Here is a 21,600-nt window from a genome sequence, read left to right as displayed (position 1 = left end):
ACTATGGCACATAAACTGTGGGAAAAGAATTTTGAAGTCAACAAGGAGATAGAGCGGTTCACCGTCGGCCGTGACCGTGAGCTCGACCTCTATCTCGCCAAATATGATGTCCTCGGCTCCATGGCTCATATCACCATGCTCGAGTCCATCGGCTTGCTCAAGAAGGATGAACTTGAAGTTCTATTGGTAGAACTGAAAAAGATCTACCAGCTAGCCGAGGACGGGAAGTTCGTCATCGAAGACGGTGTGGAGGATGTCCACTCTCAGGTGGAGCTGATGCTCACCGACAAGCTTGGCGATATCGGCAAGAAGATCCACTCCGGCCGCTCCCGTAACGATCAGGTACTTCTCGACCTGAAACTCTTCACGCGCCATGAGCTCCACGAGGTGGTCGACCATGTGAAGATCCTCTTCGATGAGCTCATCCAGAAGAGTAACCAGTATAAGGATGTCCTCATGCCCGGCTATACCCATCTGCAGATCGCCATGCCCTCGAGCTTCGGCCTGTGGTTCGGCGCCTATGCCGAGAGCCTTGTTGATGACATGTTCTTCCTCGAGGCTGCCTGGCGCATGACCAACCGTAACCCGCTGGGCTCTGCCGCCGGCTATGGCTCCTCGTTCCCCCTGAACCGTCAGATGACGACGGACCTCCTCGGCTTCGACTCCATGGATTATAATGTAGTGTATGCCCAGATGGGCCGTGGCAAGATGGAGCGTAATGTCGCCTTCGCCCTCGCCACCGTCGCCGGCACACTGGCCAAACTGGCCATGGATGCCTGCATGTTCAACTGTCAGAATTTCGGCTTCGTCCATCTGCCGAAGGAGTGTACCACAGGGTCGAGTATCATGCCGCATAAGAAGAACCCAGATGTCTTCGAGCTCATCCGCGCGAAGAGTAACAAGATCCAGAGTTTGCCGCAACAGGTCATGATGATCATGAACAACCTCCCCTGTGGCTATTTCCGTGACCTGCAGATTATCAAGGAAGTTTTCCTTCCGGCTTTTGGTGAACTGGAGGACTGTTTGCAGATGACGGCCTATATCATCAATAAGATGGAGGTCAACGAGCATATCCTTGATAACCCGATGTATGATCCGATCTTCTCTGTAGAGGAGGTTAACCGCCTTGCTGCCGCCGGTATGCCGTTCCGTGATGCTTATAAGAAGGTGGGGTTGGAGATCGAGGCCGGTACCTTCACGCCTGACAAGAATATCCACCACACCCATGCGGGCAGTATCGGTAATCTCTGCAATGACAAGATCTCCGCCCTCATGGACGAGAATATCTCCCGTTTCCATTTCGAGAAGGTCGCCAGTGCTGTGGAGAAGTTACTGGGGTAAGTTGGGCTTGCCGTCATGTGCTTGTGCTTTGCAAGCACAAGGAAGCGCAAAATGCTAGGCGCAACAATATAAACGATTGCGAATGATCAAACAGAAAATATCCTCCCTCCTTCATGCTCTTTCTAAGTCCTCCCTTTTAGGGAGGGCTGGGAGAGGCCTAGGGGTTGTGATGGTTTTAGTCCTTCTTTCTTCTTGTGGCCAGGATCCCATCAGCCGCTATTACCCCACGCGCCTATATGTCGACCTAAGCACACATATAGGAACACTCCTGGAGACGGCCGTCAGCTCACCGGGAACAGTGGTGAAGGTCAGTCTGAAGAGCTACAATGGAGCCGTACAGGTCGTCACTACCTCCTCTACAGGGAAATCGGAGACCATCACGCTCTCCGATTTGGAGAAGCGCTATACCGTCGGTAGTTCAAATATATTCTATCTGGGAGCGAACAACGGATTGTTCCTCTGTTATTCCTCTTGGTCCCAACAGCCGATGGCGTGGGACGCGCAATGCCCCAACTGCGTGAACACGAATATCAACAGTCCGTTGGTCTGGTCGACGAGCTCGTCCAATGAGGTCGTCTGCCCGAAGTGCCACCGTACGTATAATCTGTGGACGGGAGCCATCACGAGTGGCGCCGACGGTGAGGCCCTCATGCGCTATATCGTCAGCTATGCCGCCGGAAGAACATTAACCATAGGAAATTAATTGGGCCTGCCGTTGTGTGCTTTTGCTTTGCAAGCACAAGAAAGACTACGAATTATGAAGGACGAATATTATATGTATCGATGCCTGCAACTTGCCAAGAATGGCCTGTTGCGGGCGAAACCGAACCCGTCGGTGGGTGCCGTCATCGTCAGTGCTGACGACCGCATCATCGGCGAGGGTTATACCTCTGCTTACGGCGGTCCCCATGCCGAGGTCAACGCCTTCCGTTCCGTGAAACCGGAAGATGAGCCGTTGCTCCCCGGTGCCACCATCTATGTTAGTCTCGAGCCTTGCAGTCACTGGGGCAAGACGCCGCCATGCTGTGACCTCATCATCCGCAAGGGCGTGCGCCGTGTCGTTTGCGGCTGCGTCGATCCTTTCGCGAAGGTGCAGGGCAGAGGTATTCGGAAGATCCGTGAGGCGGGGATAGAGGTGACCGTTGGTGTCCTCGAGAAAGAATGCATCGAGAGTAACATTCAGTTTATGACCGTCAATGAGAAGAACCGCCCGTATATCCTGCTGAAATGGGCACAGACGGCCAACGGCTTCATCGATGATCATTTCCGGCCGACGATGATCTCCACGCCTTGGACTCAGATGCTCTCCCATCGCCTCCGTGCTGAGTATGATTCCATCCTCGTCGGTCATACTACCTGGGATCGTGACCAGCCGAAGTTGAACGTCCGCGAATGGGTAGGCAAAGATCCGAAGCGTTTCATGATTTCCCATGATCATCCTATTCCATGGGACGAGATGGGCCAATCCTTGATCGTCGAAGGTGGCGCGAAGACACTGCAGAGTTTTCTCGATGCCGACTTATGGGATGAGATCCGCATGGAGATCGCCCTCGACAAGACCGTTACCGATGGAACGCATGCCCCGCAGGTTCCCGCCACGGCCGTCATCGTCCGCCGTGAGTTGTTCGATCAGCAACTGATCCTCCATTTCCGCCGGTAGGGACATGCTTGATCATATTTTGTCTGGTGTTTCGGAACATAATAAATGATGTCCCTACAACATCCCCACCAGTTCTTTCATCCCCTCGCTGGCTCCCTTTGCGATATGCGTGATCTGATGTGTGCCGGCACTGGCAGCGACGGCATTGGGATCAATGAGGTAGATTGGTGTGCCGGGCTCCGTGTAATGGATCAGACCGGCGGCGGGATAGACATTCAGACTTGTACCGATGATGACGAAGATGTCCGCCTTCCCCACCTCGACGGCAGCGGGCTCGATCATCGGCACACTCTCACCGAAGAAGACGATGAAGGGGCGCAGCAGTGAACCGTCACCGGCCTTCGTGCCGGGAACGACATCACTGTGCTCGGGCGTCAGCTCCTGGATATATTTCGGGTTGTACGGGTCATCACTCGAACAGACCTTCGTGAGCTCACCATGGAGATGGATCACATTTGTCGAACCAGCCTTCTCATGGAGGTTGTCGACATTCTGCGTGATGACAACGACATCATAGTCCTTCTCCAGTTCCGCGATGAGCCGGTGACCCTCGTTAGGCTCCGCCTTCCACAGTTTCTTGCGAAGCATATTGTAGAAATTCGTCACAAGGGTCGGGTCTGCCTCCCAGCCCTCATGCGAGGCCACCTGTTCTACGGGATAGTTCTCCCACAGCCCATCATTCCCCCGGAAGGTCTTGAAACCACTTTCTACCGACATGCCGGCGCCGGTGAGAAACACGATTTTCTTTTTCATAAGCGACAAATGTATTAAACTTTCCACAAAGATAGTAATTTTTTCTGAAAGAAGTACCGAAAACCAATAAAATTCATTACCTTTGCGTTCGTTTTCAAATAATTATACAATTCTCTTAACAGAAAGAAAAAACGAATATGAATCAAGTAAGTTACGCCCTCGGCCTGAGCATTGGCCGCCAGCTCCATGACATGGGAGCGCAAGACCTCAATATCGACGACTTCGCTGCCGCCATCAAGGATGTCCTCGCAGATCGTGAACCGCAGATCACCGATGCTGAGGCTCAGCAGCTCGTGCAGCAGTTCTTCGAGCAGAAGAATGCCGAGATGACTGCGAAGCTGAAGGCTGAGGGACAGCAGTTCCTCGAGGAGAACGGCAAGAAACCCGGTGTCATCACCACCGCCAGTGGTCTGCAGTACCAGGTGCTCCGTGAGGGCAATGGCCAGCGTCCGAAGGCTACCGATGAGGTGGAGTGCCATTATGAGGGTACGCTCATCAACGGACAGAAGTTCGACTCCTCCTACGACCGCGGCCAGACGGCCACCTTCCCTCTGAACCAGGTCATCGCCGGTTGGACGGAAGGTCTGCAGCTCATGCAGGAAGGTGCGAAATACCGCTTCTTCATCCCTTACCAGCTCGGCTATGGTGAGCGTGGCGCCGGCCAGTCCATCCCGCCCTTCGCCACCCTTATCTTCGATGTTGAGCTCATCAAAGTAAAATAAAGCCTCACCCCCGACCCCTCCCCCAAAGGGAGGGGAGGTTCAAAGCCGCCTCCTATGGCGTGCCGTTGGGTGCTTGCGCTTTGCAAGCGCAAGGAAGCGCAGATGTAGTTGAAAAGAAAACTAACAACGAAAAAACAATAATGAAGAAAATTTTTGTAGCAGCATTTGCTGTTGTGCTCGCAGCCCTCACATTCACGAGCTGCGGCAATTCCACGCCGAAGGCGGATCTGAAGAATGATGTCGACACGATGTCCTATGCCCTCGGTCTCTCTCAGACGCAGGGTCTGAAGGACTTCCTTGTTCAGCGTATGGGTGTCGATACCGCTTATATGGATGAGTTCGTCAAGGGTCTGCAGGATGGTGCCAATGCCGGTGACGACAAGAAGAAAGCCGCCTACTATGCCGGTGTGCAGATCGGTCAGCAGATCAGTAACCAGATGATCAAGGGTATCAACCACGAGGTCTTCGGTGATGATTCTACGAAGACGATCTCCCTGAAGAACTTCATGGCAGGTTTCATCGCTGGTACCACGGGCAAGAAGGCTAAGTGGACGGTAGAGCAGGCTGGTCAGATCGCACAGGCCAAGATGATGGCTGTCAAGGCTCAGGCCATGTCGAAGGTCTATGGTCCCTGGAAAAAGAAGAATGATCAGTGGATGGCTTCCAACAAGCATAAGGCCGGCGTGAAGACCCTTCCCTCCGGCGTTCAGTACCGTGTCATTACAGAGGGTCATGGCCCGATGGCCAAGGATACCTCTCTGGTGAAGGTCAACTATGAGGGTAAGACGATTGACGGAAAGGTCTTCGACTCTTCCTTCAAGCGTGGTGAGCCCGTAGAGCTCCGCGCTAACCAGGTCATCCGCGGATGGACAGAGGCGCTGATGCATATGCCCCAGGGTTCTACCTGGGAGGTCTATATCCCCGCCAATCTCGGTTATGGTGAGCGTGAGCAGGGCCCCATCAAGCCCTTCTCCGCTCTGATCTTCAAGATTCAGTTGATTGAGGTAAAATAAAATGAAAAAAATCTTTCTTTTCTCCGTTCTCGCCCTCGCCGCCCTCTCTATGACGGCAGCGCCGAAGAACGATAAGAAAAAACAGGTGAAGAAGCTAGTTACCACGGCCCTCACTACGCCGATGGACACCCTCTCCTTCGCCGCCGGCTATGCCGCCACCGACGGACTGATGCCGTTTGTCAAACAGAGTTATAAGGTTGATTCCGCCCATGTCGCCGACTTCATCGATGGTTTCAATGAGGTCATCAACGAGACGGAAGATCCGAAGATGAATGCCCGCATCGCCGGACATGTCATCGCCCAGATGGTCGCCGACCGTATCTTCCCGGGCGTCAAGGAGCAGTTGCAGAACAACGGTGCTGTCTCCCGTAGCCATTTCATCAAGGGCTTCCAGGCTGCCCTGGCTAAGGACACGACTCTCTTCAATGTGAAGAAAGCCCGTCAGTATCAGGAGGATGCCCAGGCTGCCGTTGGTAAGAAATGGCTTGCTGAGAATGCCAAGAAACCCGGTGTGAAAGTCCTCCCCGATGGTCTGCAGTATAAGGTCCTCGTAGAGGGCAATGGTCCCGTGCCGAAGGCCACCGATGAGGTGGAGGTCGTCTATGAGGGTAAGACCATCGACGGCAAGGTTTTCGACTCCACGGAGAAACATGGTGCCAAGAGCGACAAGTTCCGCGCCAACGGTCTCATCAAGGGCTGGACAGAGGCGCTGACGATGATGCCCGTAGGCAGTAAGTGGGAACTCTATATCCCTTACGACCTTGCCTATGGCTCCCGTCGTGCCGGTGAGATTGCGCCGTACAGCACCCTGATCTTCACCCTTGAACTGAAGAGCATCGTAGCTCCGGAGGAGAAGCCCGCAACAGCACCCGTTCCTCAGGCTAAAAGTAAAAAAGTAAAGAAGTAAAAAATTAAAAAAGTAAAGAAGAAGGGACATGATTAATCATGTTCCTTCTTTTTTTGTCTATTTTTGTTGCTCGTTTCATTTATTTTGTGTATTTTTGTCATCGAAAAGAAGCAAAATGTAAATCACATGGATAAAATCGACAACTTAGACAGAAAGATCCTCAGTATTCTTTCCCTCAATGCCCGTATTCCTTTCAAGGATGTGGCAGCAGAATGTGGCGTCTCCCGTGCCGCCATCCACCAGCGTGTTCAACACCTCATCAAGAACGGCGTGATCACCGGTTCCGGCTTCGATGTCAATCCGAAGGCCCTGGGCTACACCACCTGTACCTATGTGGGTATCAATCTTGAGCGTGGCAGCATGTACAAGAAGGTCGTGGAGCGCCTTGCCAATATCCCCGAGATCGTGGAGTGTCATTTCACTACCGGCTCTTATACCATGCTCCTGAAACTCTATGCCAAGGACAATGAGCAGCTCATGGACCTGTTGAACAACCAGCTCCAGACCATCCCCGGTGTCGTCAGCACCGAGACCCTCATCTCCCTCGAGCAGAGTATCAAGCGCGAAATTCCCGTAAAGGTAGAATAGTAGGTGGCCGCCATGTTGCGGCCACGCGCCAAAGGAATTTGTGTTATTCGCTTTATGGAATCATTCTCATTACAACAACATTTAGAAAAGATCTACAGCCGGTATCCGGAGAACACGCCGCAGCCGCTCATCGGTATCACGGCCAACTATCACGATCCCGACGATACCGTGCGTGCCGTCTATAGCCGACAGGTCATCAAGGCCGGCGGTGTCCCCGTTATCCTCCCCGCGGTGACCGATGTCAACACCCTCGTGGGGACCCTCGACCACCTCGATGCCGTGATCTTCACCGGCGGTGCCGACCATAATCCCCTGTGGTATGGTCAGGAGCCCGTTCCCGGCCTCCATCATATCAACCGGCAACGGGACCTCGCCGAGCTTCTTCTCTGTCGTCTCGCCTACGACCGTCAGCTGCCGATCCTCGGCACCTGTCGTGGTCTGCAGACCCTCGTCATCGCCCTCGGCGGTACGATCACGCAGGATATCCATACTGCCGTGAAGCATTCTCAGGATGCCGACAACGGAGAACCGACGCATAGCGTGTCGATCATTGAGGGGAGTATTCTCCATCAGGTCTATGGCTCCCATACCTTCGTCAACTCGTTCCACCACCAGGCCGTCAGTGACCCGGGACGCCTGCTCCGTGTCACGGCCACAGCCCCCGATGAAGTCATCGAGGCCGTGGAGAGTACGGAACAGAAACCCATCGTCGGCGTACAGTGGCATCCCGAATGGCTCGGCGACGACGGTCAGCCGTTATTCCGCTGGCTCGTCGGTGAGGCCCGCCTGTTCCATCACTGCAAGCGTCTGCATCAGTCCATCCTCACCCTCGACAGTCACTGTGATACGCCGATGTTCTTCCCCCAGGGCGTCGACTTCGGTCATCGGGACAGCCGTATCCTCTACGACCTCGAGAAGATGACGGAGGGTCGTACGCAAGCTGTGACGATGGTCAGCTACCTCCCGCAGCCCTCCTTCGGCGAGACTTTCTCCTCGAAGATCGATCTTGCCGGCATTGCTGCCCATAACCCCGTGCTGGCTTCCCGTTATGGCTTCAGCAAGCCGCCCTACAGCATTTCGCCGACGGACTATGCCGATCTCATCTTCGACAAGATCGAACAGATCGTCAATGCCAACAGTCAGTATCTCTCCATCGCCCGTACGCCCTCTGACCTTTATGAGGACAAGCGCCACGGCCGGAAGAGTATCATGCTCGGCATCGAGAATGGGCTCGCTTTGAATCATGACATCAAGAACGTGAAGCATTTCGCCCAACGTGGTATCGTCTATATCACCCTCTGTCATAATGGTGACAATGACCTCTGTGACTCCGCGCGCGGCTGTAACACCCATAACGGCGTCAGTGCCTTCGGTCGTGAGGCCATCGCCGAAATGAACCGTCAGGGTATCATGGTTGACCTCAGTCATGCCGGTGAGAAGAGTTTCTACGACGCCCTCGAGCTCAGTAAGACGCCCATCGTCTGCAGTCATTCCAATTGCCGTGCCCTCTGTGACGTGCCCAGGAACCTTACCGATGACCAGATGCGGGCTCTCGCCCAGCGTGGCGGCGTCATGCAGATCACCCTTTATCACGGTTTCCTGCGCAAGGAAGGAGAGGCGACGATTGCCGATGCTATGCGCCATCTCGACCATGCCGTGGAAGTCATGGGTATCGACCATGTCGGCCTTGGCACCGATTTCGACGGTGACGGCGGTGTCACGGGAATCAAAGATGCCAGTGAACTGATCAATTTCACACGCCATCTCCTGATGCGGAAATACAGTGACAGTGATATCGAAAAGATCTGGGGACAGAACTGGCTCCGGGTCATGACTATCGCGCAAACACACAAGCAATGAAAAGAAAAAAAATTTTTATCGTGACTATATTTGCTGCAGCCGCCATCGGCTGTGCCCTTTATTTCTCCGGTGTCCTCACGCCGAAGACTACCGATACTGACGAGGCCGACGAGGTCGTTGCCGTGAAGCCCGTCGGACCGGCGTTCAATGCCGACAGCGCCTATGCCTATGCCGCCCGACAGTGTGACTTCGGACCGCGTGTGATGAACTCCGACGCCCACGACCGCTGTGCCACCTGGATCGTCAGTAAGTTCAGGAGTCTCGGTTGTACCGTCGAGGAGCAGAAAACGACTGTCACCGGATATGACGGCACGGCGCTGAGGTGCAACAATATCATCGCCCATGTCAACCCGCAGGCCACAACACGCATCCTCCTCTGTGCCCATTATGACTCCCGTCCCTGGGCCGACAACGATCCCGACAGCCTGAACTGGCATAAGCCCGTCATGGCCGCCAATGATGGTGCCAGTGGCATCGCTGTGATGCTCGAGATCGCACGACTGCTGAAGGCAAAGCCACTGCCGAATATCGGTGTTGACCTTGTCTGTTTCGATGCTGAGGACTGGGGAACGCCGCAGTGGGCCGGTGTCGCCGACAAGGAAGACACCTGGGCCCTTGGCGCTCAGTACTGGGCCGCCCATGTCCCCGAGGGGTACGGACCACGTTATGGCATTCTCCTCGATATGGTCGGCGGTGAGGGATCGCGGTTCTACCAGGAAGTGATGTCGAAACAGTATGCCCCCGCCATTGTCAAGAAGGTGTGGCGCGCTGCAGCACAGTGCGGCATGTCGACTTTCTTCCCGAAGGATGAGGGAGGGGCCATCACCGATGATCATATCCCCGTCAACCAGATCGCGCATATCCCCACCATCGATATTATTCCTTATTTCCCTGACTGCCAGCAGTCGAGCTTCGGACCGACCTGGCATACTGTCTCCGATACGATGGACCATATCGACAAACAGGTCCTCAAGGCCGTCGGACAGACCATCGTACAGGTGCTGTACAGTGAGAAATAGGAGCCCTCTCCCAACCCTCCCCGAAGGGGAGGGCTTTTGTATGGAAGGGTGTTTATTCTTGAATAGTGTATGAGCGGCCATTTTTTATAACATGTCAGAAAAAAGGTAGATCCAACGTCTACTCCCTTAATTTTGACACCCATTTTTCTCTGTCTTAATTTTCGATTCTAGAAAGAAAAAGCGGTAAATATCAACGGAGCAAGTCGAAATAACGAGTTTTCCCAGCTATCTATCGTGCAGAATTTTCTAAACATCGTGTTTACAAAATTCTGCTCGGTGTTTATGGCGCGCAAATGCCGTGTTTCCGATTCCCAAATCGCACCACAAAACGTATAATTATTAAGAATATTGGCCTGTTTTGCATAAATACACGAATAAGTATGCAGGATAAAATGGTGTTTTTTATACTCATTTTTGTATTTGCTTGATAACCAATAGATTGTAAAAACTCCTCATGTTCAGCATATTTACCGCCAATCATTCAGATGATTAATAATATCCCCATTCTTACCATGTACAAATGTGCAAAAAAGAGGTAGGGATAGCACGGTCGTGCGGAACATGATGAATCTTTTCCCTACAGACGGAGACGGATTTCCAATTCCAGGGCAGATTGGCAACTGCCGTTGATTTGCTGGTTGCCCGTGGAGATCTTGCTGCGGTCGAAATATTTGAGAAGACTGAAGCGCAGGGAAGCTTGCAGACAATCTACGGGATGGGCTTGAAGGAGCATGATGGTACGAAGGCCACGGCCGCTGAAACAGGGATAAGAGAGCATGCCGAGCAGTTGAGGTTCTGCTCCATAGACACGGCTATTATAGTCATCGGTAGCGAAATAGCCTATCTGACTCCGTATCTTTATCCAGTGATACTGCCATCCGGCCAGTTGAGAGATCATCCAACCGGTGCTATTGCTTGTGAAGTGGTCATATACGCCATCGGCCTGTGTACGCAGATACCATGCCCCGGAGGTCCATGCCGCCATCAGTCTCAAGCGTTGAACGGTAGCATAATCGGTATGCTTGTCGCCATTTTTTAATATCCTTTCTCTTGCCTTGTCCTGCAGCCGGTAACGAAGCGAGAAAGTCCAGGCGCGGAGATTGTAGATGGCGTTCAATTGGTGATCCCAAGCATGCGTCTGCTTGCTGAGATGATAGCGATACCACGGGAAGTAAGCATAGTCACTGTAGTAGTTGAGGGAAAGGTGGGAGAGGGGTGTCCAAGTAGCACCGACATAGAAACCACTCTCATTCTGTACCTTCCGTCCCTCCGCGAAACTATTGCCGAAGAGACTATAGAACTGATAACTATAGAATCGCTGGAGAGTGATGACACTGAGCGTAGATGTGAGCATATAACTGATGCTGTTGATGGTGGCGATCTGATGGCAGTCGCCTGTGGCGGTCTCACCTTGCATATTCAGGCGCCGGCTGAGGTAGCCATAGTCGACACTCATGTTCCAGAATCGGCGGCCCGTAGGATTGTAACGGCGATAGTCATGGCCAAAGTTCTGGATGAAGGGCTTGTCGTAGGATACGTAATATCCAGTGATGCCGGCATGCCAGCCTTGATGGAAGAAGTTCAGATTTCCACCGGCGAGGAATTCCGAGCAGTTATTCTTTTTCTCTAGTTCCGTAGTTGTGCGGTGATAGCCTGTACGGACGATGGTTTTGATACTGTCGTTCTTTAGTGTGGCATCGCGGTATCGCCAGGAGACAAAAGTACTGAGGGTCAGATGGAATGGCAGTTGGATACTCGCTGCCGCTCCTTGCAGATAACTGGCCTCATAACGCGAAGAGTGGGCGCGGATCGTATTGCTATTCCGTCCAAGGGTGGTGAGGGTGGCCGTCTTGCCGAGGGAGAAATCATTATTCAAGATGAGTCCCATACCGAAATGAAGGCGGTACCGTCCTATGGTGATGTTTTTGATCTTTCCGATATCACGTAACTGGAAATAAAAGGTATAATAGTCATACCCTTTCCCATTCTTGTTCTTAAAGAAAGGTTCACCGGCATCCTGTGAGCCGAGAAATCCGAACTTCACTTGGTTACCATAATGATACTGGTAACTGAGCCAATGTTTATAACGGTATCCAAGATAATCACCGTCATCCCCCTTTCTTTTATAGAAGGGGATATGGGTATATGCTGCGATCTCTTGTTTGCCATAGTGCCATAAGTCCTTCCAATGGAGCGATTTGTCGGTTTCATCTTTTCCCGGATAGACGAAATAGCGGAGGAGTCTGATCTGGTAATAATCGAGGGAGGGGATCATCTTCAGCTCACTGAGGGATTTCATGCTACCATAGTGATAGAGATATTCCTCAATGTCCATGATTTGCTGACTGGTGAGGAAGGGAAGTTGCTGGAGATCTTCGCGGCTGGCATGGTTGATGTCTATAGGATTTTGGGCCAACTCCTCAAGGACGTCGGCATAATCTTCCCAATGGGTAGACTCGAAATCTTCCTCATCACTGAGCGCTTCTAAATCGGCGCTCCAGGGATGTGTCGATTGGGCCATGCCGAGACAAGGGATACAGAGGAATAATAGACTGAAGAGAAATCGCATCATATTTTACTTTTAGCCAGTTATCAGGTTCTTGATTACTTCATGGCAAAGATAGGAAAAAGATGAATAGATTGCAAATTTTTAACAGTCTTTTATCGCTTAGCGGTGCTCTCCGGCCATACCGATGACGAGGACGCTGATCTTGATATCACCGGCGGTCACGAGAATACTTCCACAGGAGCGAATCGTAGCACCGGTAGTACAGACATCATCGATGAGCAGGATATGCTTGCCGTGGATCGCGGCGGCATCGACAAGCTCGTACTGCCCTTCCACATTCTCCCGTCGGCTCATACGGTCGAGGGTGGTTTGAGAACGTTTGAACGTCTGCCTTCTGACCACTTGATCATTAACGGGAATACCTGTAATCATACTGACACCACGGGCGATACGCTCGCTCTGGTTGTATCCGCGTTGCCGTAATCGTTTCTTCGCGATGGGGATGGGGATGATGACGTCGATACCCTCGAAGAATCCCGAAGACTGTAGCCGGTGAGCAGCGATGAGGCCCAGGGCTTCTGCCGCCTCCGGTCTAAAGAAATATTTTGCTTGTAGGATAGGATAGGTGTTTGTAGATCTTGCCTTATAGTGCCACAGTGCCACGGCGCGCTCAATGGGCAGGAGGTGCCAGAAGCGTTTGGCGAGGTCGTTGTCGTAGGGATGCTGAGGATGGTCGGTCCAGGGCATGTGTAGCAGGCAGGCGGCGCAGATGAGCTGTTCGGTAGGGGCGAGACGACGGCCGCAGACGGCGCAGGGACGTGGGGCGATGAGGTCGAGAAGACGGCGTAGAATCATAGGCTGAGGGCCTCCTGTGCCTGGTCATAGGAGAAGCCTCTGGTCATGGCGAAGCGGATGAGCTTCATCTTCCGCTCGTAGTCGTCTTTGGCATTGACGGTCTTTGCTTTCTGCCGCAGCAACGGCACGAGAATCTCCTGCCACTGCTCCTCGGTGACTTCCCGGAAGAGAGGATCGGAGATGGAACGGGGGATGCCTTTGAGATAGAGTGCCTGTTCGATCTTCCGCTGTCCCCATCCGTTGTTCAGACGCTTGTCTTCGATAAAGGCACGGCAGAAGCGGGTGTCGTCGACATACTGTTCCTCGTGAAGATAGTTGAGGATCCGTGTGACGGCATCATCGGGGATGTTCCATCGCCGCAGCTTGTCCTCCATCTCACGGGAGGAATGCTCGGCGGCGGCACAGAGTTTGGTGAGGGCCGCAAGGGCCTGTGATTCTGTTTTATTCATAGGCATACACCACCCCCTCCCGAAGGGAGGGGCTTGCTGTGAGGCAGCGGGGAATTTATGGTTGTTTTATGGTTGGGAGAGGCCGGCATATATATACCTGTCCTTGCCATTATCGTCCTTCAGAAGGACGGAATGGAAACCTTCCTGTTCCATCATTCGGAGGAGACCGATGGCAAAACGAGGGTTGATCTCAAATCGTAGTTCTCCATTTGGCTTTAGGGCCTTGCGGGCATAACGGGTGATGGCTCGGTAGAAGAGGAGAGGATCATCATCGGGGACGAAGAGGGCGCGGGCGGGCTCGTGGTCGAGGACAATGGGTGACATGTCCTTCGCCTCTTCTGCGGCGATATACGGTGGATTGCTGACGATGAGGTCCCAGCAGGTATGGTCGTCAGGGGGCGACAGGGCATCCTGTAGCCTGAAATCGACGGTGGCGCCAAGGGTCCGTGCGTTCTCACGGGCAACGGCAAGGGTAGCGGGGGCGATATCCCATGCCGTGACGCGGGCGTCGGGATGGTTAAGGGCCAGCGTGATGGCAAGGCAGCCTGTGCCTGTGCCGATATCTAAAAAACTTGCTGGCCTCTCCCCTGTTCCCTCAATGGTCTTTACACCCCCTTCGGTTCCCCCGTTTCCGGGGGACAGAAACCCGAAGGGTGAGGGGAGAGGGTGGGGTGAGGCTTCCCCTAATCTTTCTGTTTCCGGCCTTGGTATGAGGGTGTCAGGGGTGACCTTGAAACGACGGCCACAGAAAGTGGCATAGCCGAGGACTTGTTGCACGGGGACGCCCTGACGCAACTGCTCCATCTGCGCGTTGAGGCGCTGACGATCCTTGGCGGAGAGACGGTCGACGGCACCGCAGACGATGTCCGTGAGCGTCAGCCCATAGTCTTCTTCCAAGAGATAGCGGACGACGGCACGGGCATCGTTGAGGGAGCGGCCTACCCCAGTTCCTTCCGGAGGAAGGGACTTACAAAGAGACTGGACGAGAGCGTTGTACGTGTTGTTTGCCATTTTATTCTTTTACGATCTTCCCATGTCTGAGGACGATCTTGTCAGGGATGGTGGTGAGACCGAGCTGACGGAGGACGGGAGTCTCGAACATGCGACCGTCACAGACCGTAGGGAAGGGAATCGTGTCCCGCTTCAGAATCTGCCGCGCCTGACTGACATCACCGTCGACACAGATGCCCAATACGGCCATCTGAGGGTTGCCGCGCTGTTGGTAATGGAGGCTGCGCTGGAGATCCTGACTGTCGAAATTCCACGAGGACCATACGTAAATGACGGCCTGGGTAGCCTTTGCTAGTGTCGCCGACGAGACGGTTCTGCCATCGAGGGTCTTCACCGTGAAGGACGGGAGGGAGGCTCCCACGGCTGTCGCCATCAGCGGCTGTAACTGTTGCCTTAGACGGGAGAGATAGACATCTTTGCCCTGTTTGGCAGTCATCACCTCCAGTAGGGCAGCAGCCTCACGGTAGTCGGGCTGTGGCGTGGCGATGAAATATTTCCTCACAAGCCAAAGGCCGACACGGCTCTCGGGATGGTCATGGATGAACTGCTTAGAGAGACGGCGGATCTCCGGCGGCGATGCTGTCGCGGTCTGTTGCCGGAATGCCGACATCAGTTCATTGTCATCTGTTCCCGTGACCTTCATCTCCTTCAGGTGGGAGGCGTCAGCTTCTACTTCGATGCTGGCACCGGAGGTGACGAAGACGGGATGCTCGGAGAAGTTCGGGAAGACGAGGACAAGGATGCCGTCCTCCTCTATGGGCTTGTTGTACTCGAAGCGGCCGCCCTGGATCTGGATGGTGTCCATCCCTTCAATGGCGCCGTCGGGGGAATAGACGAGGAGCTGGCCTTGGTTGATATGCAGAAGATGACCGGTGAGTCTGAACTTTCCTTTCCCAGGTCCGCAACTGACGAGACAAACGGCCGTCAGGAGGAAAAGGAGAATAAGTTGTGAGAATTGGTTTCGCTTCATGATGATGAAGATTTCATTTTGTGCCGCGAGCGGGACTCGAACCCGCACAGCCATTACTGGCCAAGGGATTTTAAGTCCCTCGTGTCTACCATTCCACCATCACGGCAATCCGGTTGCAAAGGTAAGACAAAAATATGATATCCCATAGAGATTTAATTTTCTTTAACGCCATAACGTAACAATTGTGACCATTCCGTACTGGAAATACGCCGTAACTTTGCACCGTCAAACGAATTATTAACGAACGTCGGTACATGATTCATCATGTTTCGACAATAACGAACAAGATTATAGCTTTATGGAAAATCAGATGTTTTGCTTTCAGTGTCAGGAGACCGCAAAGGGTACAGGATGTACCGTTCGCGGCGTGTGTGGTAAACTGCCGGAGACGTCCCGTTGGATGGACCTCCTGCTGAGTGTCGTCCGTGGTGTCGGTACCATCGGTCATTATCTCAACGACCACAATGTAGAGTATAACCTCGAGGAAGCCGGTGACTTCATCGTCGACGCTCTCTTCGCCACCATTACCAATGCCAACTTCGACGACCAGGCCTTATTAAGTAAGGTAGACCGTGGCATCGAGCTGAAGAAGGCGTTGCTGAAGACAGCCTTCGAGCATGACGTCGTTCTCCCCGCTTACCAGGAGGTGAAATGGGGTGGTGAGAAAGCCGAGTATGTCGACGAGGGTAACCGTGAGACCGTGCTCCGCAATACCGATCCCGACCAGCGCAGTCTGAAGGAGCTCACCGTCCTTGGCCTGAAGGGTATGGCTGCCTACTATGAGCATGCCGCTCGCCTGGGTAAGCGTAACGAGGAGATCATCCGCTTCATGATGAAGGCACTGGCTACGATCTCCAACCCCGAGGCTGACCAGCAGACACTCCTCGCCACCGTCCTCGAGACAGGTAAGTATGGTGTCGACGTGATGGCCCTCCTTGACGCCGCCAACACGGGCGCCTATGGAAACCCCGAGATCACGAAGGTGAACATCGGCGTCGGCAAGCGCCCGGGTATCCTCATCAGTGGTCATGACCTCCACGACCTCGAGGACCTGCTGAAGCAGACAGAGGGTACGGGCGTCGATGTCTATACCCATGGTGAGATGCTGTCGGCACACTACTATCCGCAGCTGAAGAAATACAAGCATCTGGTGGGTAACTACGGTAACGCCTGGTGGAAGCAGCGTGAGGAGTTTGAGACTTTCAACGGTCCTATCGTCTTCACAACCAACTGTATCGTGCCGCCGACACCGAAGGCAACCTACAAGGACCGCGTCTTCACGACGAACTCCACGGGATTCCCCGGATGGAAGCACATCGAGGAGAAGAATGGTCACAAGGACTTCTCAGAGGTCATCGAGATGGCTAAGCACTGCCAGGCTCCTACGGAGATCGAGCATGGTGAGATCATCGGCGGCTTCGCCCACGCACAGGTCTTCGCCCTCGCCGACAAGATTGTTGAGGCCGTGAAGAGTGGCGCTATCAAGAAGTTCGTCGTCATGGGTGGTTGCGACGGCCGAATGAAGAGCCGTAACTACTATGCCGACTTTGCCAAGGCATTGCCGAAGGATGTCGTCATCCTCACCAGTGGCTGCGCAAAGTACAAATACAACAAACTCGGCCTCGGTGACATCAACGGCATCCCTCGTGTCCTTGATGCCGGTCAGTGCAACGACTCCTACAGCTGGGCTGTCGTGGCCCTGAAACTGAAGGAGATCTTCGGTGCCAATGATATCAACGACCTGCCGATCTTTTTCAACATCGCCTGGTATGAGCAGAAAGCCGTCATTGTCCTCCTGGCCCTCCTGAGCCTCGGCGTGAAGAATATCCATATCGGTCCTACGCTCCCCGCCTTCGTCTCTGAGGGTGTGCTGAAGGTCCTCGTGGATAACTTCGGCCTCGGTACCATCTCTACCGTCGAGGAGGATATCGAGAAATATATCTAACTAGCATAATTCACAGATTCCTTTGTAGGTGGCCGCCATGTTGCGGCCACGCAAGGAAGATGGGGAATATGTAGGGATATGATTCATCATATTCCGCAATGTAGGGATTTTTCGTAATATTTGTTAAATATATAGGACTTTATTTGGAGAGTCAGTGTAAAAGTTGTACTTTTGCACTCGCTTTCCAATTCGTCGGCATAGCTCAGTTGGTTAGAGTATCACCTTGACATGGTGGGGGTCCTTGGTCCGAATCCAAGTGTCGACACATGATCCAATTGTCTTTTGGGCAGTTGGATTTTTTATTTATTCCCATGGCTTTCTTCTAAAAAAAATCATTAACTTTGCATCGAGAAAAAAATTAATCAATATGGAATCGATTACGGAACTCTATCGCATCGGGCGTGGACCGTCGTCCTCGCATACGATGGGCCCGCAGAAAGCGGCACAGATCTTCGCCAAGCGGCATCCCCACGCACGACGCTTTGAGGTGACGCTCTATGGCTCCCTGGCAGCAACGGGAAAAGGACACATGACGGACCAGGCGATCCTTGATGTCCTGCAGCCCGTGGCACTGACGAAGATCCTCTGGCGCCCGAAGATCTTCTTGCCTTTCCATCCCAACGGTATGAAGTTCGTGGCTTTCGATGACCACGACGACCCCGTAGACGACTGGACGGTATACAGCATCGGCGGTGGGGCCCTCTCGGAGGGGAAAGACCATGATGACTTCTTCAAGAAAGCTGACGTCTACAAGATGCACAGTCTCACGGAGATCCAGAAATGGTGTGAGGAGACGGGACGCGACTACTGGGAATATGTGGAACAGTGTGAAGGAAAGGAGATCTGGGACTTCCTCGATAAGGTATGGATCTATATGAAGGATGCCGTGAAGCGCGGGATCTCCCATGAGGGACGGCTGCCGGGGCCGCTGAACCTGCGGCGTAAAGCTCCGTCCTATTTCGTCAAGGCCGAAGGTTTCCGGAAGGAGCTGCAAGGCCGTGCTCTCGTCTTCGCCTATGCCCTCGCCGTGAGTGAGGAGAATGCCAGTGGCGGTACGATCGTTACAGCGCCGACCTGTGGCGCTTGCGGCGTCATCCCCGGCGTGCTCTATCATCTGCAGAGCCGGTTCGACTTCAATGAAACGAAGATCCTCCATGCCCTCGCCACGGCGGCCCTCTTCGGGAATGTCGTGAAGACGAACGCGTCGATCTCCGGCGCAGAGGTGGGCTGTCAGGGAGAGGTCGGCGTGGCCTGCGCCATGGCTGCCGCTGCCTCCTGTCAGCTTTTCGGGGGTACGCCGGCGCAGATCGAATATGCCGCGGAGATGGGGCTGGAACATCACCTCGGTATGACCTGTGATCCCGTTTGCGGCCTCGTGCAGATCCCGTGTATCGAGCGCAATGCCTTCGCTGCCGCACGTGCCCTGGATGCTGAGCTCTATGCCATGCTCGGTGACGGCCGCCACCAAGTGAGCTTCGACCGTGTCGTGAAGGTGATGCAGCAAACGGGCCATGATCTCCCGTCGCTCTACAAGGAGACCTCGGAGGGCGGACTCGCAGCTACGTAGCCAAGGCTAATGGAGAATGGATAATGGATAATGGACAATGGGTCCATAAACAAAATTTAAAGAGAAATATTTGCGGGATTGGAAATAAAGTCCTATCTTTGCAAACGAAGAAATAAAAAAAATATTGCAGAACAGAATTTGAGGGTTCCGGCATCTTCAGGACAGATGATGCCGGAATCCTTAGTTTTTTGTTGTCTGCGTAGCTAAACAATAGTATAAATTAAAAGAAAACATTATGGCTTACATGTCACAAGAAGGCTACGACAAGCTCGTGGCTGAACTGAAACATTTGGAATCTGTAGAGCGCCCGAAGGCCTCCGCTGCCATCGCTGAGGCTGTAGATAAGGGTGATCTGAGTGAGAATTCTGAGTATGATGCTGCGAAGGAGTTTCAGCAGCACCTCGAGGCAAAGATCAATGACCTGAAGATGACGATCATGAACGCCAAGATCGTCGATACCAGTCGGCTCAGCGCTGATGCCGTTCAGATCCTCTCTACCGTGGAACTGACGAATATGGCTACGAAGAAGAAGATGAAGTATACCATCGTCTCAGAGAAAGAGGCTAATCTCCGCGAGGGTAAGATCTCCATCAAGACGCCTATCGCCCAGGGGCTGCTCAATAAGAAAGTCGGTGATGTCGCTGAGGTGAAGGTTCCGCGTGGCACCATGAAACTGCGCATCGACAAGATCTCCGTTGGCGCATAGGGACATGATGATCATGTTCCGCCCAAAATGAACAATTAATGATTTGTTTATGGATATATTCAGTAAGATTGCTGCCGGTGAGATCCCCAGCTACAAGTGTGCGGAAGACGACAACTTCTATGCCTTCCTTGATATCAATCCCGTTGCCAAGGGTCACACCCTCGTGATCCCTCGCAAGGAAGTAGACTATATCTTCGACATGAGTGACGAGGACCTCGCTGCCTTCGAGCTCTTCGCCAAGAAAGTCGCCAAGGCCTTGAAGACCGCTTTCCCCTGCAAGAAGGTCGCACAGGTCGTCCTCGGCCTTGACGTCCCCCATGCTCATATCCATCTCATCCCGATGAACAGTGAGGCCGACGTCGACTTCAAGAAGCATGTCAAGTTTACGGACGATGAGATGAAGTCCATCGCCGATAAGATCTTTGCTGCTTTCTCCAAGGAATAAGATTCGAAGGGAAACGGATTAGAAATAATAAAGCCAAGGTATTGCCATCAATATCTTGGCTTTCTGACATAGAGGGCGTAAAAAACTTATCCCTAGCCAAACAGAACTGAATAAGCTCTTGGATTTTTGTTCTCAGCCGAAGACTATGCCTGAAATTCTAAACTAAAGTTTCCCACTTGCCATTTTATAGGCTTTTTCAAATGATTGTATCTTGTAATTTACAGATAAGCAATTCATTAACATTTTGCAAACGTAAGTTAATGCTCTATATCAATAGTCTGCTACAGCATCTAATGGTGACAAAGCAAGTAGGATTGCTTCAAGCTCACCAACAGTCTGTGTACCTTCCATCAAATTCTCCATGGTATCAGCCACATTGATGCAGAGTTTTACTGCCAACACGTTAAGAAGATTCTTGATGATCTCCAGTGTACGGCGCCATTTTCTCTCGTCTTGTTGAAATCGTGGTGGGGAACCCCACCCCTACATTGGCGGTCGTGTCGCGTGTTGCATTGGCGGTCTATTATGTCTCCTTTTCATGCTTATGTGATGACCTTTGCACACGACTTGTACATCTTGTTGACGGTGGCTTTCATGCTTATGTGATGTCTTTTGCACATCGTCATGCTTTCTGCTTTATCTTTTTGACTGTCAACAGCAAACTTAGACAACTTCGCTTACGGAAAAATAAGCAATTATACCGCCAAATGTGTAATCGTTTGCATCTTTTTACTAAAAAAATTATGTTATTTTGTGTAATTACAAGAATTTTTTATAACTTTGTAGCCAATTATACTCTTAGAAATGCTACGGGTCTATCCACCCGACGACATATTGCGACCAATAATTATAAAAACGGCAACGCAACCACTAAGGCGTAGAGACTATTTAGAAAATTTAATCTACTTAACAATGAAGATAAATATAATTCAACGGTGAATTCAACTAGCAAGTGCAAATTTAAGAAATATTTTTGACAAAGGCTTCATCAGGCGAGAGAAATTTCAATTTAGCTCTTGGTCTTGTGTTAATTTGCCGTTGTATTTCCTTGATTTTTTGTTGGCTGACATTGTCAAAATCGGTCCCCTTGGGGATATACTGTCTGATGAGTCCGTTTGTGTTTTCAATGAGTCCCTTTTGCCATGGAGCATGAGGATCAGCGAAGTATACCTTGGCACCAAGTTTCTTGGTAATATACTCATGACAGAAGAACTCTGAGCCATTATCAGTGGTAATGGTTTTGATCAAATATTTATAGGGTTCAAGCAGGTGTACAATAA

The 21,600-nt window shown here is 52.4% G+C and carries 20 protein-coding genes and 2 tRNA genes; 14 read left to right on the top strand and 8 right to left on the bottom strand.

Annotation, left to right across the window (positions count from 1 at the left end):
- The first annotated feature begins 3 nt into the window (after nt 1-3).
- The 3 genes from argH (at nt 4) to ribD (ending at nt 3,001) form a co-directional block, all read left to right on the top strand.
- Nucleotides 4-1,341: an argininosuccinate lyase gene (gene argH / locus G604_RS0110980; RefSeq protein ID WP_028910604.1), complete on the top strand. Its 1,338-nt coding sequence runs from the start codon at nt 4-6 to the stop codon at nt 1,339-1,341.
- 166 nt (nt 1,342-1,507) lie between these two features.
- On the top strand, nt 1,508-2,044 hold the full coding sequence (locus tag G604_RS14280) for a hypothetical protein (protein ID WP_155941933.1): 537 nt from the start codon (nt 1,508-1,510) through the stop codon (nt 2,042-2,044).
- A 54-nt stretch (nt 2,045-2,098) separates the two neighbouring features.
- Nucleotides 2,099-3,001 carry a bifunctional diaminohydroxyphosphoribosylaminopyrimidine deaminase/5-amino-6-(5-phosphoribosylamino)uracil reductase RibD gene (gene ribD / locus G604_RS0110970; RefSeq protein ID WP_036905484.1) on the top strand — a complete coding sequence of 301 codons (903 nt, stop codon included), beginning with the start codon at nt 2,099-2,101 and terminating at the stop codon, nt 2,999-3,001.
- Between the two features lie 54 nt (nt 3,002-3,055).
- Here ribD and G604_RS0110965 read toward each other — a convergent pair whose 3' ends face one another.
- Nucleotides 3,056-3,754, bottom strand: coding sequence for an SIR2 family NAD-dependent protein deacylase (locus G604_RS0110965; RefSeq protein WP_028910602.1), 699 nt, complete (start codon nt 3,752-3,754; stop codon nt 3,056-3,058).
- 137 nt (nt 3,755-3,891) lie between these two features.
- Between G604_RS0110965 and G604_RS0110960 the strand changes: the two genes are divergently transcribed.
- From G604_RS0110960 to G604_RS0110935, 6 genes are all read left to right on the top strand, one after another.
- Entirely contained in the window at nt 3,892-4,476 is a 585-nt protein-coding gene (locus G604_RS0110960; protein WP_028910601.1) for an FKBP-type peptidyl-prolyl cis-trans isomerase, read from the top strand.
- A gap of 140 nt (nt 4,477-4,616) precedes the next feature.
- The gene (locus G604_RS0110955; RefSeq protein ID WP_028910600.1) at nt 4,617-5,489 is read left to right on the top strand and encodes an FKBP-type peptidyl-prolyl cis-trans isomerase; all 873 of its coding nucleotides are present in this window, start codon (nt 4,617-4,619) and stop codon (nt 5,487-5,489) included.
- A gap of 1 nt (nt 5,490) precedes the next feature.
- Nucleotides 5,491-6,396, top strand: coding sequence for an FKBP-type peptidyl-prolyl cis-trans isomerase (locus G604_RS14275; protein WP_036905481.1), 906 nt, complete (start codon nt 5,491-5,493; stop codon nt 6,394-6,396).
- Nucleotides 6,397-6,522: 126 nt separating this feature from the next.
- The gene (locus tag G604_RS0110945; protein WP_028910599.1) at nt 6,523-6,984 is read left to right on the top strand and encodes an Lrp/AsnC family transcriptional regulator; all 462 of its coding nucleotides are present in this window, start codon (nt 6,523-6,525) and stop codon (nt 6,982-6,984) included.
- Between the two features lie 54 nt (nt 6,985-7,038).
- A complete protein-coding gene (locus tag G604_RS0110940; protein ID WP_028910598.1) occupies nt 7,039-8,844 on the top strand; it encodes a membrane dipeptidase in 1,806 nt (601 codons plus the stop codon).
- Nucleotides 8,841-9,863 carry a M28 family peptidase gene (locus tag G604_RS0110935; protein WP_028910597.1) on the top strand — a complete coding sequence of 341 codons (1,023 nt, stop codon included), beginning with the start codon at nt 8,841-8,843 and terminating at the stop codon, nt 9,861-9,863. The genes G604_RS0110940 and G604_RS0110935 overlap by 4 nt, the downstream gene beginning before the upstream one ends.
- A 577-nt stretch (nt 9,864-10,440) precedes the next feature.
- Here G604_RS0110935 and G604_RS0110930 read toward each other — a convergent pair.
- From G604_RS0110930 to G604_RS0110905, 6 genes are all read right to left on the bottom strand, one after another.
- Complete coding sequence (locus tag G604_RS0110930; protein WP_028910596.1) at nt 10,441-12,435, bottom strand: helix-hairpin-helix domain-containing protein; 1,995 nt, start codon at nt 12,433-12,435, stop codon at nt 10,441-10,443.
- Nucleotides 12,436-12,531: 96 nt separating this feature from the next.
- Nucleotides 12,532-13,227: a ComF family protein gene (locus G604_RS0110925; protein ID WP_028910595.1), complete on the bottom strand. Its 696-nt coding sequence runs from the start codon at nt 13,225-13,227 to the stop codon at nt 12,532-12,534.
- Nucleotides 13,224-13,676, bottom strand: a complete 453-nt coding sequence (locus tag G604_RS14270; protein ID WP_155941932.1) for a regulatory protein RecX — start codon at nt 13,674-13,676, stop codon at nt 13,224-13,226. The genes G604_RS0110925 and G604_RS14270 overlap by 4 nt, the downstream gene beginning before the upstream one ends.
- Before the next feature lie 66 nt (nt 13,677-13,742).
- Nucleotides 13,743-14,687, bottom strand: coding sequence for a N5-glutamine methyltransferase family protein (locus G604_RS14265; RefSeq protein WP_051220377.1), 945 nt, complete (start codon nt 14,685-14,687; stop codon nt 13,743-13,745).
- A gap of 1 nt (nt 14,688) precedes the next feature.
- The gene (locus G604_RS14260) at nt 14,689-15,657 is read right to left on the bottom strand and encodes a DUF4369 domain-containing protein (protein ID WP_036905497.1); all 969 of its coding nucleotides are present in this window, start codon (nt 15,655-15,657) and stop codon (nt 14,689-14,691) included.
- 21 nt (nt 15,658-15,678) lie between these two features.
- Nucleotides 15,679-15,763: transfer RNA gene (locus G604_RS0110905), tRNA-Leu, on the bottom strand.
- A gap of 192 nt (nt 15,764-15,955) precedes the next feature.
- On the opposite strand from G604_RS0110905, the gene hcp reads away from it, so the two are divergent.
- The 5 genes from hcp (at nt 15,956) to G604_RS0110880 (ending at nt 20,320) form a co-directional block, all read left to right on the top strand.
- Nucleotides 15,956-17,602, top strand: coding sequence for a hydroxylamine reductase (gene hcp, locus G604_RS0110900; protein WP_028910594.1), 1,647 nt, complete (start codon nt 15,956-15,958; stop codon nt 17,600-17,602).
- A 191-nt stretch (nt 17,603-17,793) separates the two neighbouring features.
- Nucleotides 17,794-17,867: transfer RNA gene (locus G604_RS0110895), tRNA-Val, on the top strand.
- Between the two features lie 102 nt (nt 17,868-17,969).
- Complete coding sequence (locus G604_RS0110890) at nt 17,970-19,169, top strand: L-serine ammonia-lyase (RefSeq protein WP_028910593.1); 1,200 nt, start codon at nt 17,970-17,972, stop codon at nt 19,167-19,169.
- 235 nt (nt 19,170-19,404) lie between these two features.
- Nucleotides 19,405-19,875 (top strand): transcription elongation factor GreA, encoded by a 471-nt coding sequence (gene greA / locus G604_RS0110885; RefSeq protein WP_028910592.1) that lies wholly within the window; start codon nt 19,405-19,407, stop codon nt 19,873-19,875.
- A 49-nt stretch (nt 19,876-19,924) separates the two neighbouring features.
- Nucleotides 19,925-20,320 (top strand): HIT family protein, encoded by a 396-nt coding sequence (locus G604_RS0110880; protein WP_028910591.1) that lies wholly within the window; start codon nt 19,925-19,927, stop codon nt 20,318-20,320.
- Nucleotides 20,321-21,280: 960 nt separating this feature from the next.
- On the opposite strand, the gene G604_RS0110875 is transcribed toward G604_RS0110880, so the two are convergent.
- Nucleotides 21,281-21,600 (bottom strand): IS30 family transposase (locus G604_RS0110875; RefSeq protein WP_028910590.1); only part of this gene is annotated, 320 nt, incomplete at its 5' end.

Source organism: Prevotella sp. AGR2160 (genome assembly GCF_000424185.1).
Lineage (GTDB): Bacteria > Bacteroidota > Bacteroidia > Bacteroidales > Bacteroidaceae > Prevotella.
This window is presented reverse-complemented; position numbering and strand designations above follow the sequence as displayed.

What these genes read in the sequence shown, in the direction of transcription:
- G604_RS14275 (WP_036905481.1), top strand. Translation starts at nt 5,491, where the DNA reads ATGAAAAAAATCTTTCTTTTCTCCGTTCTCGCCCTCGCCGCCCTCTCT.
- hcp (WP_028910594.1), top strand. Translation starts at nt 15,956, where the DNA reads ATGGAAAATCAGATGTTTTGCTTTCAGTGTCAGGAGACCGCAAAGGGT.
- G604_RS14265 (WP_051220377.1), bottom strand. Translation starts at nt 14,687, where the DNA reads ATGGCAAACAACACGTACAACGCTCTCGTCCAGTCTCTTTGTAAGTCC.
- G604_RS0110880 (WP_028910591.1), top strand. Translation starts at nt 19,925, where the DNA reads ATGGATATATTCAGTAAGATTGCTGCCGGTGAGATCCCCAGCTACAAG.
- G604_RS0110945 (WP_028910599.1), top strand. Translation starts at nt 6,523, where the DNA reads ATGGATAAAATCGACAACTTAGACAGAAAGATCCTCAGTATTCTTTCC.
- G604_RS0110940 (WP_028910598.1), top strand. Translation starts at nt 7,039, where the DNA reads ATGGAATCATTCTCATTACAACAACATTTAGAAAAGATCTACAGCCGG.
- G604_RS0110925 (WP_028910595.1), bottom strand. Translation starts at nt 13,227, where the DNA reads ATGATTCTACGCCGTCTTCTCGACCTCATCGCCCCACGTCCCTGCGCC.
- G604_RS0110935 (WP_028910597.1), top strand. Translation starts at nt 8,841, where the DNA reads ATGAAAAGAAAAAAAATTTTTATCGTGACTATATTTGCTGCAGCCGCC.
- G604_RS14270 (WP_155941932.1), bottom strand. Translation starts at nt 13,676, where the DNA reads ATGAATAAAACAGAATCACAGGCCCTTGCGGCCCTCACCAAACTCTGT.
- ribD (WP_036905484.1), top strand. Translation starts at nt 2,099, where the DNA reads ATGAAGGACGAATATTATATGTATCGATGCCTGCAACTTGCCAAGAAT.
- greA (WP_028910592.1), top strand. Translation starts at nt 19,405, where the DNA reads ATGGCTTACATGTCACAAGAAGGCTACGACAAGCTCGTGGCTGAACTG.
- argH (WP_028910604.1), top strand. Translation starts at nt 4, where the DNA reads ATGGCACATAAACTGTGGGAAAAGAATTTTGAAGTCAACAAGGAGATA.
- G604_RS0110960 (WP_028910601.1), top strand. Translation starts at nt 3,892, where the DNA reads ATGAATCAAGTAAGTTACGCCCTCGGCCTGAGCATTGGCCGCCAGCTC.
- G604_RS0110930 (WP_028910596.1), bottom strand. Translation starts at nt 12,435, where the DNA reads ATGATGCGATTTCTCTTCAGTCTATTATTCCTCTGTATCCCTTGTCTC.
- G604_RS0110890 (WP_028910593.1), top strand. Translation starts at nt 17,970, where the DNA reads ATGGAATCGATTACGGAACTCTATCGCATCGGGCGTGGACCGTCGTCC.
- G604_RS0110965 (WP_028910602.1), bottom strand. Translation starts at nt 3,754, where the DNA reads ATGAAAAAGAAAATCGTGTTTCTCACCGGCGCCGGCATGTCGGTAGAA.
- G604_RS14260 (WP_036905497.1), bottom strand. Translation starts at nt 15,657, where the DNA reads ATGAAGCGAAACCAATTCTCACAACTTATTCTCCTTTTCCTCCTGACG.
- G604_RS0110955 (WP_028910600.1), top strand. Translation starts at nt 4,617, where the DNA reads ATGAAGAAAATTTTTGTAGCAGCATTTGCTGTTGTGCTCGCAGCCCTC.